This is a genomic window from Microbispora sp. CL1-1 (assembly GCF_012034195.1).
In the GTDB taxonomy this organism is placed as follows: Bacteria; Actinomycetota; Actinomycetes; order Streptosporangiales; family Streptosporangiaceae; genus Microbispora.
In genome coordinates, this window is record NZ_JAATEK010000006.1 from 243,952 (window position 1) to 258,904 (window position 14,953).

At 72.0% G+C, this 14,953-nt stretch carries 21 protein-coding genes and 1 pseudogene; 15 read left to right on the top strand and 7 right to left on the bottom strand.

The window, feature by feature from the left end:
* Window positions 1-27: 27 nt before the first annotated feature.
* From HCK04_RS10550 to HCK04_RS10565, 4 genes are all read left to right on the top strand, one after another.
* Window positions 28-636 (top strand): alpha/beta family hydrolase, encoded by a 609-nt coding sequence (locus HCK04_RS10550; RefSeq protein ID WP_142646978.1) that lies wholly within the window; start codon window positions 28-30, stop codon window positions 634-636.
* Between the two features lie 75 nt (window positions 637-711).
* Window positions 712-1,302, top strand: a complete 591-nt coding sequence (locus tag HCK04_RS10555) for a TetR/AcrR family transcriptional regulator (RefSeq protein WP_142646979.1) — start codon at window positions 712-714, stop codon at window positions 1,300-1,302.
* Between the two features lie 55 nt (window positions 1,303-1,357).
* On the top strand, window positions 1,358-2,308 hold the full coding sequence (locus HCK04_RS10560) for an SDR family NAD(P)-dependent oxidoreductase (protein ID WP_142646980.1): 951 nt from the start codon (window positions 1,358-1,360) through the stop codon (window positions 2,306-2,308).
* Entirely contained in the window at window positions 2,305-2,514 is a 210-nt protein-coding gene (locus HCK04_RS10565; RefSeq protein WP_142646981.1) for a hypothetical protein, read from the top strand. Before HCK04_RS10560 ends, HCK04_RS10565 begins: the two co-directional genes overlap by 4 nt.
* Here the strand turns inward: HCK04_RS10565 and HCK04_RS42145 are convergent.
* Window positions 2,507-2,656 carry a hypothetical protein gene (locus tag HCK04_RS42145; protein WP_240971305.1) on the bottom strand — a complete coding sequence of 50 codons (150 nt, stop codon included), beginning with the start codon at window positions 2,654-2,656 and terminating at the stop codon, window positions 2,507-2,509. The two genes, HCK04_RS10565 and HCK04_RS42145, sit on opposite strands and share 8 nt — an antisense overlap.
* Window positions 2,657-2,691: 35 nt before the next feature.
* Between HCK04_RS42145 and HCK04_RS43490 the strand changes: the two genes are divergently transcribed.
* Window positions 2,692-2,817: a hypothetical protein gene (locus HCK04_RS43490; protein WP_260617194.1), complete on the top strand. Its 126-nt coding sequence runs from the start codon at window positions 2,692-2,694 to the stop codon at window positions 2,815-2,817.
* A 74-nt stretch (window positions 2,818-2,891) separates the two neighbouring features.
* On the opposite strand, the pseudogene HCK04_RS42150 reads toward HCK04_RS43490, so the two are convergent.
* A pseudogene (locus HCK04_RS42150) lies at window positions 2,892-3,065 on the bottom strand (sigma factor); the annotation flags it as partial.
* Window positions 3,066-3,249: 184 nt separating this feature from the next.
* Between HCK04_RS42150 and HCK04_RS10575 the strand changes: the two are divergent.
* Entirely contained in the window at window positions 3,250-3,660 is a 411-nt protein-coding gene (locus HCK04_RS10575; protein ID WP_142646982.1) for a hypothetical protein, read from the top strand.
* A 233-nt stretch (window positions 3,661-3,893) separates the two neighbouring features.
* Here the strand turns inward: HCK04_RS10575 and HCK04_RS10580 are convergent, their stop codons facing one another.
* Both HCK04_RS10580 and HCK04_RS10585 read right to left on the bottom strand, forming a co-directional pair.
* Complete coding sequence (locus HCK04_RS10580) at window positions 3,894-4,094, bottom strand: DUF5999 family protein (RefSeq protein ID WP_079313908.1); 201 nt, start codon at window positions 4,092-4,094, stop codon at window positions 3,894-3,896.
* 323 nt (window positions 4,095-4,417) lie between these two features.
* Entirely contained in the window at window positions 4,418-4,993 is a 576-nt protein-coding gene (locus HCK04_RS10585; RefSeq protein WP_142646983.1) for a TetR/AcrR family transcriptional regulator C-terminal domain-containing protein, read from the bottom strand.
* A gap of 142 nt (window positions 4,994-5,135) precedes the next feature.
* Between HCK04_RS10585 and HCK04_RS10590 the strand changes: the two genes are divergently transcribed.
* Window positions 5,136-5,588, top strand: a complete 453-nt coding sequence (locus HCK04_RS10590; RefSeq protein WP_205830064.1) for a hypothetical protein — start codon at window positions 5,136-5,138, stop codon at window positions 5,586-5,588.
* 59 nt (window positions 5,589-5,647) lie between these two features.
* Here the strand turns inward: HCK04_RS10590 and HCK04_RS10595 are convergent, their stop codons facing one another.
* The 3 genes from HCK04_RS10595 to HCK04_RS10605 form a co-directional block, all read right to left on the bottom strand.
* Entirely contained in the window at window positions 5,648-6,991 is a 1,344-nt protein-coding gene (locus HCK04_RS10595; RefSeq protein WP_142646984.1) for an RNA polymerase sigma factor, read from the bottom strand.
* A gap of 167 nt (window positions 6,992-7,158) precedes the next feature.
* The gene (locus tag HCK04_RS10600; RefSeq protein ID WP_142646985.1) at window positions 7,159-7,536 is read right to left on the bottom strand and encodes a hypothetical protein; all 378 of its coding nucleotides are present in this window, start codon (window positions 7,534-7,536) and stop codon (window positions 7,159-7,161) included.
* A gap of 40 nt (window positions 7,537-7,576) precedes the next feature.
* Complete coding sequence (locus HCK04_RS10605; RefSeq protein ID WP_142646986.1) at window positions 7,577-8,710, bottom strand: AMP-binding protein; 1,134 nt, start codon at window positions 8,708-8,710, stop codon at window positions 7,577-7,579.
* Between the two features lie 163 nt (window positions 8,711-8,873).
* On the opposite strand from HCK04_RS10605, the gene menB reads away from it, so the two are divergent.
* From menB to HCK04_RS10645, 8 genes are all read left to right on the top strand, one after another.
* Window positions 8,874-9,704, top strand: coding sequence for a 1,4-dihydroxy-2-naphthoyl-CoA synthase (gene menB / locus HCK04_RS10610; RefSeq protein ID WP_142646987.1), 831 nt, complete (start codon window positions 8,874-8,876; stop codon window positions 9,702-9,704).
* Between the two features lie 117 nt (window positions 9,705-9,821).
* Window positions 9,822-11,471, top strand: a complete 1,650-nt coding sequence (gene menD / locus HCK04_RS10615) for a 2-succinyl-5-enolpyruvyl-6-hydroxy-3-cyclohexene-1-carboxylic-acid synthase (RefSeq protein WP_142646988.1) — start codon at window positions 9,822-9,824, stop codon at window positions 11,469-11,471.
* Between the two features lie 127 nt (window positions 11,472-11,598).
* On the top strand, window positions 11,599-12,240 hold the full coding sequence (locus HCK04_RS10620) for a DedA family protein (protein WP_142646989.1): 642 nt from the start codon (window positions 11,599-11,601) through the stop codon (window positions 12,238-12,240).
* Between the two features lie 55 nt (window positions 12,241-12,295).
* Window positions 12,296-12,826, top strand: coding sequence for a DUF1203 domain-containing protein (locus HCK04_RS10625; protein ID WP_142646990.1), 531 nt, complete (start codon window positions 12,296-12,298; stop codon window positions 12,824-12,826).
* A gap of 101 nt (window positions 12,827-12,927) precedes the next feature.
* Window positions 12,928-13,389: an SRPBCC family protein gene (locus HCK04_RS10630; protein ID WP_142646991.1), complete on the top strand. Its 462-nt coding sequence runs from the start codon at window positions 12,928-12,930 to the stop codon at window positions 13,387-13,389.
* Window positions 13,386-13,736: a metalloregulator ArsR/SmtB family transcription factor gene (locus tag HCK04_RS43495; protein ID WP_142646992.1), complete on the top strand. Its 351-nt coding sequence runs from the start codon at window positions 13,386-13,388 to the stop codon at window positions 13,734-13,736. Before HCK04_RS10630 ends, HCK04_RS43495 begins: the two co-directional genes overlap by 4 nt.
* An 18-nt stretch (window positions 13,737-13,754) precedes the next feature.
* Entirely contained in the window at window positions 13,755-14,198 is a 444-nt protein-coding gene (locus tag HCK04_RS10640; protein WP_142646993.1) for an SRPBCC domain-containing protein, read from the top strand.
* Window positions 14,199-14,297: 99 nt separating this feature from the next.
* A complete protein-coding gene (locus HCK04_RS10645; RefSeq protein WP_142646994.1) occupies window positions 14,298-14,918 on the top strand; it encodes a YigZ family protein in 621 nt (206 codons plus the stop codon).
* The last annotated feature ends 35 nt before the right edge of the window (window positions 14,919-14,953 follow it).

Below are 14,953 nucleotides of genomic sequence, written 5' to 3' on the forward strand. Positions count from 1 at the left end.
TCCTGCCGGACCCGTTACCTTCACCGCATGGAGATCGAGACCCCGCACGGCCGCGCGCTGGCCGAGGTGGACGAGGCCGCCGATCCCCGGCTGCTGCTGGTCCTGACCCACGGGTCCGGGGGAGGCGTGGAGGCCCCCGACCTGCTCGCCGTACGGGACGCGGTGCTGGCGATCGGAGGAAGCGTCGCACGGGTGACCCAGCCGTTCCGGCTGCGCGGCGCGCGGGCGCCGGGGTCGGCGGTCAAGCAGGACGAGGCGTGGCTGTCGATCGTCGCCGCGCTCCGCGAGCGTCACCCTGGCCTGCCGCTCGTGCAGGGCGGGCGGAGCAACGGCGCGCGGGTCGCCTGCCGCACGGCGAGAGCCGCAGGGGCGGAGGCGGTGGTGGCGCTCGCGTTCCCGCTCCACCCTCCGGGCAAGCCGGAACGCTCACGGGCGGACGAGCTGCGGCAGGCGGGGACCCCGGTGCTCGTGGTCAACGGTGACCGGGATCCATTCGGCGTGCCGGACGAGAAGGACGCCGAATGTCTCGTGGTCCTTCCGGGGGAGGGACACGAGTTCAAGAAGGATCCCGCCCGCGTGGGCGAGGTCGTGGCCCGGTGGCTGCTCTCGCGCCGCTCCGCCGCTCCGCTCAGGTGAGCATGGTCTCGCCCGCCTCATGGCCGATCATGGCCAATTTTTGACTGACTAGACACTCTCTTATATTGTCGGATCATGCCTAGACCACGCAGTGAGGACCGGCGTAACGCGATCCTGCGGGCGGCCACCCGCGTCATCGCGTCCCAGGGGCTCGGGGCGGCCACCGCGACGATCGCGAAGGAGGCAGGCGTCTCCAACGGATCGTTGTTCACCTACTTCGACACGAAGGCGAAGCTGCTCAACGAGCTCTTCCTCGCGCTGAAGACGGAGATGAGCGCCGCGGCGACCGCCGATCTCCGGGCCGGGGACGCACCCCGTGAGCAGGTCCGCCACATGTGGACGCAGTGGTGGCGCTGGGCGACGGCCAACCCGGACAAGCGGCGGGCGCTCGCGCAGCTTCAAGTGGCGGACGACATCACCGCCGACACCCATCGGGCGGCGAGCCTGGCCTTCAGCGGCATCGCCGGCCTGCTGGAACGGAGCCGGGCCAACGGGCCGATGCAGGACGTGCCGCTCGGTTTCGTCCTGACCCTGGTGAACGCGATCGCCGAGGCGACGATCGACGAGATGATCCGCGAGCCTGCCGAGGCCGAGGCACGCGGCAGTGTCGCGTTCGAGGCCATCTGGCGGGTGCTGGCCGGCTCCTCCACCGCGCCCACCGCCTGATCCGCGCCCAGTGCCTGATCTCCATCTCCATGATCTCCACAGTGAGGGAGCCGACGTGCCCGACTTCAGCCGCAGCACATCGCCCGCAAGGGCGTGGATCATCACCGGGCCGACGTCCGGAATCGGCAGGCGCACCGCGATCGAGCTCGCCGAGCACGGCTCCGTCGTGCTGGTGGGCCGTGACCCGGGCAAGCTCGCGGAGGTCGAAGCCGAGATCAACGCGCGGCCCGAGGGGCACGCGGTCTCGGTGGTCTGCGACTTCTCCGATATCCCGAGCGTGCGGCGCGCGGCCGCACGGGTCGTCGCGCTCGGTCTTCCGATCGCCGGCCTGCTCAACAACGCGGGCATCATGCCGGCCCGCGCCGACCGGGCCGCACAGGGGTGGGACCTCGCCTTCACGACCAACCACCTCGGACCGTTCGCGCTGACGGAGGCGCTCATTCCGCACCTTCCCGACGGCGCGAACGTCGTGTTCGTCTGCTCGGGCGTCGAGGATCCACAGCGCAAGCCCGCGGTCGCCGCCGGCTTCCGCGGCGGGCGCTACATCTCGGCGCAAGCCAGTGTGCGCGGCCAATGGCGGCCCGGGGGCTCGTCCAAGACCGGCTTCGACGCCTACGCCACCTCCAAGCAGTGCAATCTCGCCACCGTGCTCGCGTTCGCACGTGAGACGCCGCGGCTGCGCTTCAACGCGGTCGAACCGGGCTTCAATCCGGGCACCGGCCTCGGCCGCGACGCCAGCGCCGTGGTCCGGTTGCTGGCGAGGTACGTCGCCGCGCCGCTCGCGCCCCTCATCAAATACTGGAGCACACCGAAGCGTGCCGCTCGGATGATCACCGGGGTGCTGACCGACGGGTCGGATCGGACAGGGGTCTACTACGACGAGAACGGCAAGCCGATGGTGGGCTCCGCGCAGGTCCGTGATCCCGCTTTCGCCGACCGCGTCGTCGCCGAGACCCGCGCGCTGCTCGCCACCATTCCCCTGGACGAGGCACCCACGAATCGGTGATCGCTGACCGCGACCCGGTCGCGGACCACGATTCCGTACCCCATCGGCAGATGCCGCTGCCGGGGGCACGGTCCGCCGGGAAGTCACCCGTCGCACTCGTGGTCCTGCCGGGGGAGGGGCACGAGTTCAAGAAGGATCCCGCCCGCGTGGGCGAGGTCGTGGCCCGGTGGCTGCTCTCGCGCCGCTCCGCCGCTCCGCTCAGGTGAGGGTGGTCTCCGCCCCCGCAGGGGAGACACCCGTCCAGGGCCAGAGCTTCTCCGGGTTGCGTACCGCCCAGATCCGCGTGATCCGGTCGCCCGGCGCGTCGAACGCCGCCACCGTCACTGTGACGCCGTCGAGCCGGGCCACCAGGCCGGGCTGACCGTTGACCGTACGCTCCAGGCATGCCGACCGACTCGTCGAGCGTGATCCGGTCGGCCGGGTCGGCCGGGTCGGCCGTGCCGCCGCCCCGCCCGCCGATCCACTCCGTCCGATCCGGCAGCGGCTCCGGGACCCACTCGCCCACGTAGCTCTCCCGCCGTGCACGCGCCGAGCCGAGCAGGTCGAGGCAGACGCGGCCGGCCACCCTCGTCAGCCACGCGCCGGGCGACGCGATGGCCTCCTGCTCCTGCCGCGACATGGCATACCAGCGGGCGTACGTCTCCTGCACGACGTCTTCGGCGTCGGCCAGGGAACCGAGGAGCCGGTAGGCGAGATTGATGAGCCGACGCCGCTCGCTCATGATCGCGCTCAGGCCCGGCTCGGATGTGGTGGTCATGGCGCCCCGGCTTCTTCGGTCGTGTCTTCCCTCACCAGACCGACGAGACAGCGCGCCCGAATGTGAGACCGGCGCTACGTGAGGCCGATGCGTCACCTCACATTCCCGGCGGCCACGTCGTCTGACTGTCGGGACACCGAGTCCCGGGCCTCACACCCGGTGAGATCGAGAAGGGAAACACGCCATGCCCACGCACGCGACGACGAAGCCAGGCAACCTCATGCTCCTGCGTGCCGCGACCACCGTGCAGACCGTGGTCGTCTTCGTCCAGGCGATCACCGCGGGACTGCTGCTGTCCGCGCGCGGCCATGGGGCACCGCACAGCGCCGGGGCGTACACGCTGTTCGGCGTGACGGTGCTGCATCTGATCGTCGCGATCGTGACGTGGCGGCGGGGCGGCGGCGGCTCGCCCGGGCCCGCCCTGTACGCCGCCGGGTTCCTGGTGCTCACGCTCGCGCAGGTGGCGCTGGGCATCGCACACGTGAAGATCGTGCACATCCCGCTGGGCGTCCTGATGTTCGGCCTGAGCGTCCTGCAGCTCGTCTGGATCTGGTCCGGGGGCCGCGCTACAGGCGCCGGTGCCGTTCGAGCGTGAGCAATGGCGCGGGATCGGGCGGCGCCGGGCCGGTGCGGCGCCCCCGTGACGATCACGGGGTGACCATGTGGTGGGTACGAATGACTACTCCACCGGTCGCCCGCGTCGTCCTCGCGGGTGGGAGCGAGGGCATCGGCCGCTCCCACTCCGCGTCGGCCGCGTCTCCCCGGTCTCCCACGCCGATCACGGTGCGGGTGGAACGCCGATCACCTCGGCGTCCGGGAACGCGACCTTCAGGCCGCGCTGATGGCCATGTCGGTGGGGCGGTGCGGGGCGATGACGCCGCCGTCGGGCAGCAGCTCGCCGGTGTCCTCGAACAGCACGACGCCGTTGCAGAGCAGGCTCCAGCCTTGCTCGGGGTGACAGGCTATCGTGCGGGCGGCTTCTCGGTCCTTCGCGTCCGCGCTGGGACAGGCCGGTTCATGAGGGCACATCGCCGGGGCTCCGTGTCTTTATCGTTCGCTCGGTTTTGTCTTCCTGGCGTCCGTGGGGTATGACGCACACCACACTGGACTACACCAGTTTGCGGCTCGGCCGCATCCGTACGACATAGCCCGTTCGGAGCATTTCCGCCGGTCGGGCAGGGGACCCGGCCACCCCCCGAGCAGGCTCGCGCGCACTGATGTGACCTACTACACAAGAATGCCCCAATGCAGGCAACGGTCCGGCCTCGACACGCCGACGGCCGGATAACCGAGGTATCACAAATTCCGGACATCTCGCGCGGCTGATGCGGACAGTCCGAAAGCGACAGGTCTCAGCCGCCGAGGCCGGCGATCAGCGCGTCGAGGCCGTGCTCGAAATCGCGCTCGCCCTCGGCGGTGCGCGCGTCGCGCACCTCGGCGTCCGGGTCGGCCCATCCCGACTGCTGGACCTCCACCGCCACGCTGCCGAAGACGTACGCCCGCAGCGCGCGGACCGCCCCGGCAGGGTCGCCCGCCCCCGCCTCGCGCAGCTGCTCGGTCTGCTCCGTGATCGCGATGAGGGCCGACCCCTTCGGCGGCTTGGTCAGCGCCAGCGACAGCACGCCCGGGTGTTCCAGCAGTGCGGCACGGCTCGCGCGGGCCCAGGCTCGCGCCCTGTCCTGCCAGGTGGCGGCGGTGGCCGGATCGACCTCCACGGTCGTCACGTGCTCGGCGAGGGCGTCCATCAGCGCCTCCTTGCCCCGCGGCAGGTGGTGGTAGATCGCCATGGCCTCCACCTGGAGGGCGTCGCCGAGCCGGCGCATGGTAAGCCGGCGCAGGCCCTGGCCGTCGGCGATGTGCAGCGCGGCGTCGATGATCCGCTCGCGGGACAGGGGGACGGGTGGTCGCTTGGCAGGCACGGCGATCATGCTGCCACATGCGTCCTTACTTCGTAAAGGGCGGCACACCCTGCGGTGCGGGTCCCGGCGGAGAGCGCGTACGCTACCGATTGCGACGCGAGTTCGATTGCGCACATCCGATTGCGCGAGTCCGATACCGAAGGGGCTGACGATGGCGTTTTTCCGTCCGCGGGTGAGCCGGGAGGCGGAGGTCCGCTACCACGCGGATCTGGAGATCCGGAAGGACTTCGACCAGGTGCTGGAGAAGGTCCGGGTGGCGCAGCGGCGGTTCCAGGAGGCGAAGGCGGCGGGCGTGCCGCTCCCCGAGCTCCGTGAGGCGGCTCTGGGTCTCGACGCCGCGCTGACCGAGGCGCTGCGCGCCGCGGAGGCGGGCCAGCGGGCCACCTTCGGCGTGAAGGCCTACGACAGCAGGATCGCCCGGCGCAAGGCGAAGGCCACTCCCGAGGGCGCGCTGTGGACCGACGAGGTGAACCGCCTGCGCACGCTGCGTGAGGCGCACCGCCTCAGCGGCATCCCGCGGCTGCCCCGCGCCTCCAAGACGGGCGACCCCGCCCGCCTGACCCCGCGCGACGTGCGCAAGGGCCTGGCCGCCGCCGGTCGCTGAGCCCGGACAGCCGTACGGCCCGCACCCCGGAAGGGATGCGGGCCGTACTTGTGATGGGATCAGCTCGCCCAGTCGAGCAGCGGGCGGGTGTTGCTCGGGTGCCGCAGCTTGGACAGCGACTCCTTCTCCAGCTGGCGGATCCGCTCCCGGGTCAGGCCCAGGTGCTTGCCGATCTCGTCCAGCGTGTGCGGCTTGCCGTCGGCCAGGCCGAAGCGCAGGCTCATTATCTTGGCCTCGCGCGGCGACAGGTTGCTGAGCACGCCCTTGAGCTGCTCGGCCAGCAGCTGCCGGTCGACGACCTCGGACGCCTCGGGGGAGTCGACGTCCTCGATGAGGTCGCCGATGCGGGTCTCGCCGTCCTCGCCGATGGTCGAGTCGAGGCTGATCGGCTGCCGGCTGGTGCGCAGCAGCTCCTCGATCTGGTCCGGGGTCTTGTCCAGCTCGACGGCCAGCTCCTCCGGCGTGGGCTCCCGGCCGAGCCGCTGGTGCATGTCACGCTCGACGCGCGACAGCTTCGACAGCATCTCCAGCACGTGGACGGGCAGCCGGATCGTCCGCGCGGAGTCGGCGAAGCCGCGCTGGATGGCCTGCCGGATCCACCACATGGCGTACGTCGAGAACTTGTAGCCCTTGGTGTAGTCGAACTTCTCGACGGCGCGGATCAGGCCGAGGTTGCCCTCCTGCACGACGTCGAGCAGGGCCATGCCGCGGTCGGTGTACTTCTTGGCCACCGAGACGACCAGGCGGAGGTTGGCCTCCAGCATGTGGTCCTTGGCCCGCCTGCCGTCCTCGATGACCCACTCCAGGTCCTCGCGTACGTGCGGGGGCAGGGGCTCGCCGCTCTCGATCGCGGTCTCCAGCTTGTACTCGGCGTACAGCCCGGCCTCGATGCGCTTGGCCAGCTCCACCTCCTGGGCGGCGGTGAGCAGCGTGCGGCGGCCGATGGACTTCAGGTAGGTGTGGACCGAGTCGCCCATGACCGAGGAGGTGTCGTCGAGGTCGAGCGTGCCGCTGTCCTCCACCTTGGCCTCGTCGGCCTGGAGCTCCTCGTCGTACGGCTCCTCGTCGGCGGTCTTGGCCGTCTTCTTCGCGGAGCTCTTGGCCTGCGCCGCGGCCTGGGCGGCCCGGCGGGACTTCCTGGCCGGCGCCTTGGCGGGGGCGACCTCGGTCTTCTCGCCCGGCTCGCTCTCCGCGGCGTTGTCGGAGGCCAGGTTCACGCCCGCCTCGGTGAGCTCGCGCAGGATCGAGCGGCCCTCGGCGGGGCTGACGCCGGCCTTCGCGAAGGCCTCGCGCAGCTCCGACAGGGAAAGGCGGCCCTGCGTACGGCCTCGCTCCAGGAGCAGGTCGAGCGTCGTCGGGGTCACCTCGCGCTCGGGCGAGTCCGCCACGGCGGTCCGGGGCATGAGGACACCTCCTCCTTGCGGAGTTCGTGGATGATCGAGGTTCTGATGCTTGCGAATCGGGGCCGCGGCGTCCGGCCGCGCAGCGCACCAGTATCAATAACGCTCTCGCGCCTGGTTTGTTCCCTCGCCGGGCGGGGGAGACTGGCACACCCGCCTGAGCGGGCCGGTCAGTCGGGGATGATGCTGACGCTGACCTGGGGCATCGGCATGGGGTTCGCGCCCCGGATGCGCTCCTGGGTCCAGTAGTCGGCGACCCCGTCCGGGTCGTCGGTGAGCTCCTTCAGCACCACGTCGGGGTCGACCTCGGGAGTGGCCTGTGCCCTGGTGACGTCACCCTGGGCGGGATCGTCGGGGGAGACCTCGACCGTTCCCCCGCGACCACCCGGCCCGAGCTTGGCGGCCGGGGCGTCGCCCGCCTTCGCGGCGTCGTCAAGGCGGCCGGCGAACGCGGCGGCCGTGACCGACGCTCCGCCCACGATGACGACGGCGACGAGCACGGCGGAGGCCATCATCTTCTGGGCCGGCGTGAGGCGGATCGGTTGCATGCGGCGTCCCCTTCCCCCTGCTCTTACAGACGCACGAAGGTCATCCGCGGTTCCGGTTCTTGATTGCGACCATATCGGGTTTGCCGTTGGGCAGGAGCGGGATCTGGGGCACCAACTCGACGGCGCGGGGCGCGGCGTAGGCGGGCAGCCGCTCCTTGGCGAAGTCTCTCAGCCCGCCGAGCGTGACCTCGCCGGCATCCCGGGGGACCACGACGGCGACCACGATCTCGCCCCACTCGGGATCGGGCCTGCCCACCACAACGACGTCGCGTACGGCCGGGTGACCGGCCAGGACCTCGGCGACCGCGCCGGCCACGACCTTGCGGCCCCCGGTGTTGATCACGTCGTCGGCCCGGCCCAGCACGGTGAGCCGCCCGTCCTCGATCGAGCCCAGGTCGGAGGTGACGAACCAGCCGCCTTCGAACGGCCGCTCCTCGCGCAGCCGGTAGCCCGAGAACAGCACGGGACCCGCGATCCGCACCCGCCCGTCGCCGCCGATCTTGACCTCGACGCCGTCGAGCGGCACGCCGTCGTACACGCACCCGCCGCTCGTCTCGCTGGAGCCGTACGTGGTGACGATCCTGGCCCCGGCCGCGCGGGCCTCGGCGAGCAGGCCCGCGGGAGCGGCGGCCCCGCCGAGCAGGATCGTGCCGAAGGCCGCGACGCCGGCCCCCGCGTCGAGCATGCGCCGCAGCTGGGTGGGGACCAGCGAGACGTGGTCGGCCCCGCTCGCGGCGACGCCGGCGGGGGAGAAGCGCGCGTGGATGATCGGCTCGGTGCCGCACAGCAGCGACCGGATCAGCACCTGCGCGCCCGAGATGTGCGACGGCGGCAGGCAGCACAGCCAGCGGTCGCCTTCGCGTGCGCCGAGCCTGGCCAGCGAGGCGCGGGCCGAGGCGAGCAGCGCCTCGGCCGTCAGCTCCACCCCCTTAGGCGTGCCGGTGGAGCCGGAGGTCGCGATGATCAGCGCGGCGTCGGACGGCTCGCCGTCCGGCTCGCGCCGCACGCCGTCGGCGGTGACGACGTGCGTGGGGCGCAGCGCGGCGAGCGTCGCCTCCAGCGCGGCCCGCGGCAGGTCGGGCGACAGCGGCAGCACGGCCGGCCCGTCGCCCGTCAGGGCCTGCCGTACGGCCTCGGACAGCGCGGGCCCCGGAGGCAGGACGAGAGCGTGCACGGGACGCTGTCCTGAGCGCTGTCCTGGGCGCTGTCCCGGGCGATGTCCGTGAGGGCTGAGCACGGTCGTAAGGTTAGTCCCGGCGCGGTGGCCGGAGGCGACCGCCTGGTCGGCGGCGCGCGGTCGGCGACGGCGCCTGGTTGATGACGACGAAGGAGCGGGTGTGACGAGCGGGGTCGACTGGAAGCGGTCGGGCGAGTATGAGGACATCATCTACGAGACCGCGGAGGGGATGGCGAAGATCACCATCAACCGCCCCGAGCGGCACAACGCCTTCCGGCCCACGACCTTGTTCGAGCTCCGCGAGGCCTTCAACCGCGCCCAGGAGGACACCGAGGTCGGTGTGATCATCTTCACCGGCGCGGGGGACAAGGCGTTCTGCTCCGGCGGCGACCAGAAGATCCGCGGCGACGACGGCTACGTGGACGACAAGACCCACGGCATCGGCAGGCTCAACGTCCTGGACCTGCAGGTGCAGATCCGCCGCTGCCCCAAGCCGGTCATCGCCATGGTGGCGGGCTACGCCATCGGCGGCGGCCATGTGCTGCACGTCTGCTGCGACCTGACGATCGCCGCCGACAACGCGAAGTTCGGCCAGACCGGCCCCAAGGTCGGCTCGTTCGACGGCGGGTACGGCTCCTGGCTGCTCGCCGAGACGGTGGGCCTCAAGCGGGCCCGCGAGATCTGGTATCTGTGCCGGCAGTACGACGCCCAGACCGCGCTCCAGTGGGGCCTGGTCAACGCGGTGGTGCCGCTGGAGCGCCTGGAGGAGGAGACCGTCCAGTGGGCTCGCGAGCTGCTGGAGAAGTCGCCTCTGGCGCTTCGCATGCTGAAGGGCGCGCTCAACGCGGTGACCGACGGCGCGGCCGGCATGCAGCAGTTCGCCGGCGACGCGACGCTCATCTACTACATGAGCGAGGAGGCCCAGGAGGGCCGCGACGCGTTCAAAGAGAAGCGCAAGCCGGACTTCTCGAAGTTCCCCCGCCGCCCGTAGAGGCCGCGCGATGACGGCGGCCACTCCTTTTTGCCGTACGCTTGCGCCTGCGGAAACGGGAGGAGACGCGCGGGTGGACAGAAACCGGGCCGACCGGGGCGTTGTGGAGGCGCGGCGGTGAACCCGGCGACCGCCCTCTCGACCGTCCTGATCGACGAACTGGTGCGCTGCGGGGTCACCGATGTGGTGCTCGCCCCGGGATCCCGGTCCGCGCCGCTGGCGCTCGCCGCGCACGCGGAGTCGCGGGTGCGGCTGCACGTCCGCGTGGACGAACGGTCGGCCTCGTACCTCGCGATCGGCCTGGCCAAGCGGTCCGAGCGGCCGGTGGCCCTGATCTGCACCTCGGGCACGGCGGCGGCCAACTTCCACCCCGCCGTGATCGAGGCGTCCGAGTCGGGTGTGCCGCTGATCCTGCTGACCGCCGACCGGCCGCCCGAGCTGCGCGGCACCGGCGCCAACCAGACGATCGACCAGATCAAGCTGTACGGCTCGGCCGTGCGCTGGTTCGCCGAGGTCGGCGTGCCGGAGGACCGGCCGGGCCAGGTGGCCTACTGGCGGTCGCTGGTGTGCCGGGCCTGCCAGCGCGCCGCCGGGCCGCCGGACCCCGGGCCCGTGCACCTCAACGTGGCCTTCCGCGAGCCGCTGATCCCCGACGGCGACACGACCTGGAGCGAGCCGCTGGACGGCGACGCCTCCGGCGCGTGGTTCCGGGCGCGGGTCGCGCCGCCCTCCGCCGCCCTGCACATCCCGCCGACCCGGCGCGGAGTGCTGGTCGTCGGCGACGGCGCCGCCAACGTGCGGCGATACGTCGCCGCCGCGGGAATGGCGGGCTGGCCCGTGCTGTCGGAGCCCAACGGCGGCGGCCGATACGGCGACCACGCCGTCTCGACCTACCACTTCCTGCTGGGCGACCAGGAGTGGGCCGACGCCCACCGGCCCGACGTCGTGGTGACGCTGGGCCGCCCCGGGCTGTCGCGCCCGCTGCTGTCGTGGCTGCGCCGGGCCGAGGAGCACATCGTGGTCTCGCCCGACCTGACCCGGTGGCCCGACCCGACCCGCTCGGCGACGCAGGTGGCCCAGGCCGTGGAGATCCCGATCGCGGCCGGCGGCGACGCCTGGCTGCGGGCCTGGCGGCACGCCGACCACGTGGCCCGCCAGGCGATCGACGAGGTGCTCGACTCCTCGGGCCTGACCGAGCCGCGGATTGCCAGGGACCTCGCCGAGGTGGTGCCCAACGGCTCGCTGCTGTTCTGCGGGTCGTCCATGCCGATCCGCGACCTCGACCAGGCCATGCGCCCCCGGCGGGGGCTGCGGCTGATGGCCAACCGGGGCGCGTCGGGCATCGACGGCCTGGTCTCCTCCGCCGTCGGGGCGGCGCTCGCCCACAACGGCCCGGCGTACGCGCTGATCGGCGACCTCACGCTGCTGCACGACCAGAACGGCCTGATCCTCGGGCCGCGCGAGCCCCGGCCCGACCTGTGCTTCGTGGTGGTGAACAACAACGGCGGCGGGATCTTCTCGCTGCTGCCGCAGGCCGCCTTGGAGGACCCGTTCGAGCGGGTGTTCGGCACGCCCCACGGGGTGGACTTCGGCTACGTCGCCGCCGCGCACGGCCTGCCGTACGCGCTGGTCGAGGAGCCGGAGGAGCTGTCGAAGGCGCTCAAGGGGGACGGCCTGCGCATCGTGGAGGCGCGCACCGACCGGATGAGCAACGCGGCCGTCCACGCCGCGATGCGCGACGCCGTGCGCGCCGCGATGCGTGACTGATCCTCTCCAGGACGGAGGCGGCGGACGCCCATCCTCCTTTCCGGTTACCCGCCATGGTCCTCGCGGCGGATGCCGCACTCGTGGAGCGACGGCACAATGGGGGCTGTTGGCGCGTTGAGGGAGTGAGATGCACGTAGACGAGTGGCTGCAGACCATCCCGTCCGTCTGGGTCTACGTGCTCGTGGGCTTCGTCATCGGGCTGGAAAGTCTCGGCATTCCGCTCCCGGGCGAGATCGTGCTGGTGAGCGCCGCGCTGCTGTCGTCCAAAGGGGTCGTGGCCCCCGGGATCGTCGGGCTCTGCGCGAGCGTCGGCGCGATCGTGGGCGACTCCATCGGCTACCTGATCGGCCGCAAGGGCGGACGGCCGCTGTTCGACCGGCTGGGACGGCGCTTCCCCAAGCATTTCGGCCCCGCGCACATCGCCAAGGCGGAGCAGATGTTCAACCGCCACGGGATGTGGGCGGTGTTCTTCGGCCGTTTCGTCGCCCTGCTGCGGATCCTCGCCGGGCCGCTGGCCGGGGCCCTGCACATGCCCTACTGGCGTTTCCTCATCGCCAACGTCCTCGGCGGCGTCGCGTGGGCCGGTGGGACCACGGTCGCGGTCTACTACCTGGGCATCGTGGCCGACAAGTGGCTGAAGGGCTTCTCCTGGGTGGGGCTGGCGGCCGCCGTCCTGGTCGGCCTCGGCACCACGGTGTGGCTCAAGCGCAAGGCCGCCAAGGCCGCGCACGAGGAGGAGACCGCGCCGGAGACCGTCAGCGCCTCGTAACGCGCCGTCCGTTTTCCGCCAGCCCTCGGCACGGGCACACGGCCACGATGAGGGCGTGACGTTCGAAATCAGGGCCATCGCGCCCGACGTGCTCGACCAGCTCAGGAAGACCGACGACGCCGGGCGCACGCCGCGCCGGATCGTCGAGGAGGAGGGCGGCAGCCCGCTGCGCTGCTGCCTGCGCCGCTCCCGGCCGGGGGAGGCGATCCTGCTCGTGGCCTACGCGCCGCTGCGCCGCTGGGCGCTGGACACCGGCGCCGACCCCGGGGCGTACGAGGAGGTCGGGCCGGTGTTCATCCACGAGGAGCCGTGTGAGGGGCCCCAGCCGGAAACGGGGCCCGGCTATCCGGCGGCCATGGGCGGGCCGCGGCGGGTCTTCCGCACCTACCGCGCCGACGGCTCCATCCTGGACGGGCACCTCGTCGGCGCGCATCGGTCGGCCGATCCCGTGGCGGCGTCGGCCTTGCTGGACACCCTGCTGGAGGACCCGGAGGCGGCGCTGGTCCACGTGCGGGCCGTGGAGTTCGGCTGCTTCCTGTTCGAGGTGCGGCGCGGCGGGCCGGGGAATCCCGCGCCGGTCCGCTGAAACGAACCTCGCGTGTGCGGCGGCTTTCGCGCAACCGATGGTTGCGCGTCGGCCGCCGTACGGATAGCCTCATGTGCAACCAAAGGTTGCAGGAGGCTGGCATGGAGTTCGGCACCATCGAGCGTGAGATCCACATCGAGGCGTCACCGGAGATCGTCTTCGAGGTGGTGAGCAGTCCCGGCCACCTCAAGGAGTGGTGGCCGGACGACGCCAGGTTCGAGGAGATCCCCGGGGCGGCGGGGGAGCTCGTCTTCGGCGACCCCGGCGCCGGCGGGGCGGTGGTGTCGTTCACCGTCCTCGACGTGCGGCCCCCGCGCACGTTCTCGTTCCGCTGGACGCACCCGGCCGGCGAGACGGCGGCCGAGGGCAACTCGCTGCTGGTCACCTTCGACCTGACCCCCTCGGGGGCCGGGACGCTGCTGAAGATGACCGAGTCCGGCTTCCGCGAGATGGGCTGGGAGGCCGCTGTCCTCGAACAGCAGTACCGGGATCACGTCGCCGGGTGGGACTTCCACCTGTCCCGGCTGGCGCCGTACATCGCGACGCTGCGGGTGCGGCCGTGAGCGCGCCGGCGGCCGAGGACGTCGACGACGACCTCTGGTCGGCGATCGGAGACCCGACCCGGCGGCGGATGCTCGACCTGCTGCTCGCCGAGGGCGACGGCACCGCGACCTCGCTGGCCCAGCGGCTTCCGGTCACCCGCCAGGCGGTGGCAAAGCACCTCGGCGTCCTCGACCGGGCGGGCCTGGTGCGGGGGACGCCGGCGGGCCGGGAGAAGCGCTATCGGGTGGACGACGCCCAGCTCGCCCGCGCGGTCGCCCAGCTGTCGTCCGTAGGGGCGGCGTGGGACGCCAGGCTGCGGCGGATCAAGCGGATCGCCGAGGCGATCCAGCGCACCCGGCAGGACTGACGAGACGAGGAGCCGAAGATGGCGGACATCCTGCACAGGATCGGGGTCAAGGTCCCGGCGCCGGAGAAGGTGTACGACGCGCTGACGACCGTCGACGGCCTCGCCGGCTGGTGGACCGACGACACGAAGGGGAGCGGCGAGGTCGGCGGCGTGCTGGAGTTCCGGTTCCCGCCCGGCGGCTTCGACATGGAGGTGGTCGACCTGCGTCCGTCCGAGCGGGTGGCGTGGCGGGTGGTCGACGGGCCCGAGGAATGGCCCGGGACGACGATCGACTGGGATTTCCGCCAGGACGGCGACTACACGATCGTGCTGTTCAAGCACCAGGGCCGGCGGGAGCCCGTGGAGTTCATGCACCACTGCGGCGCGAAGTGGGCCACCTACCTGATGAGCCTGAAGTCCCTGGTGGAGACCGGCGAGGGCGCGCCGTCGCCGCGGGACGTGCAGATCAGCGACTGGCACTGAACAGGACGGCATTGAACGGATCGGCGCTGGGGGGTTCGTCCGGCGCCACAAAGGCCCTACATTACTTTGTAAAGGCGGCCCGCTGAATAAGCTGACCTTGTGGCAGCGCCGTACCAGACGATCAAGCACCCCGTCGAACACGAGATCGAAGTCCGCCGTTCGCGTTTCATCTGCGCGCTCGCGCCCGCCGCAACGGAGGAGGCCGCGCGGGCGTTCGTCGCCGAGCGCAGGCGGCGATACGCCGACGCGACCCACAACTGCACGGCGTACGTCGTCGGCGAGCGTGTGCGCAGGGCGGACGACGACGGGGAGCCCGGCGGCACGGCCGGCACGCCGATGCTGGAGATGCTCACCCGGCGCGGCTTCGCCGACGTGGTCGCCGTCGTGACCCGCTACTTCGGCGGGGTGCTGCTGGGCGCGGGCGGCCTCGCACGGGCGTACGGCGGCGCGGTGGGGGAGACCCTCGACCGGGCTGAGGTGGTCGAGATGGTCCCCGCGGCGGTCGTGACCGTGTCGGTCGGCCACGCCCAGGCCGGGAGGCTGGAAAGCGACCTGCGCGCCTCGCCGTACGCGCTGCGGGGCGTGGACTACGGGTCGAAGGTCGCCTTCGAGGTGGCGGTGGCCGAAGACCGGCTGCCCGCCTTCGAGGAGTGGATCGCGTCGCTCACCGCCGGGCGGGCCGACACCGTCCGCGGCGGCACCGTTCATCTCGCCCGTTGACGCGATCGCGGTGCCCGTCCCCTCCGTGCATGCCG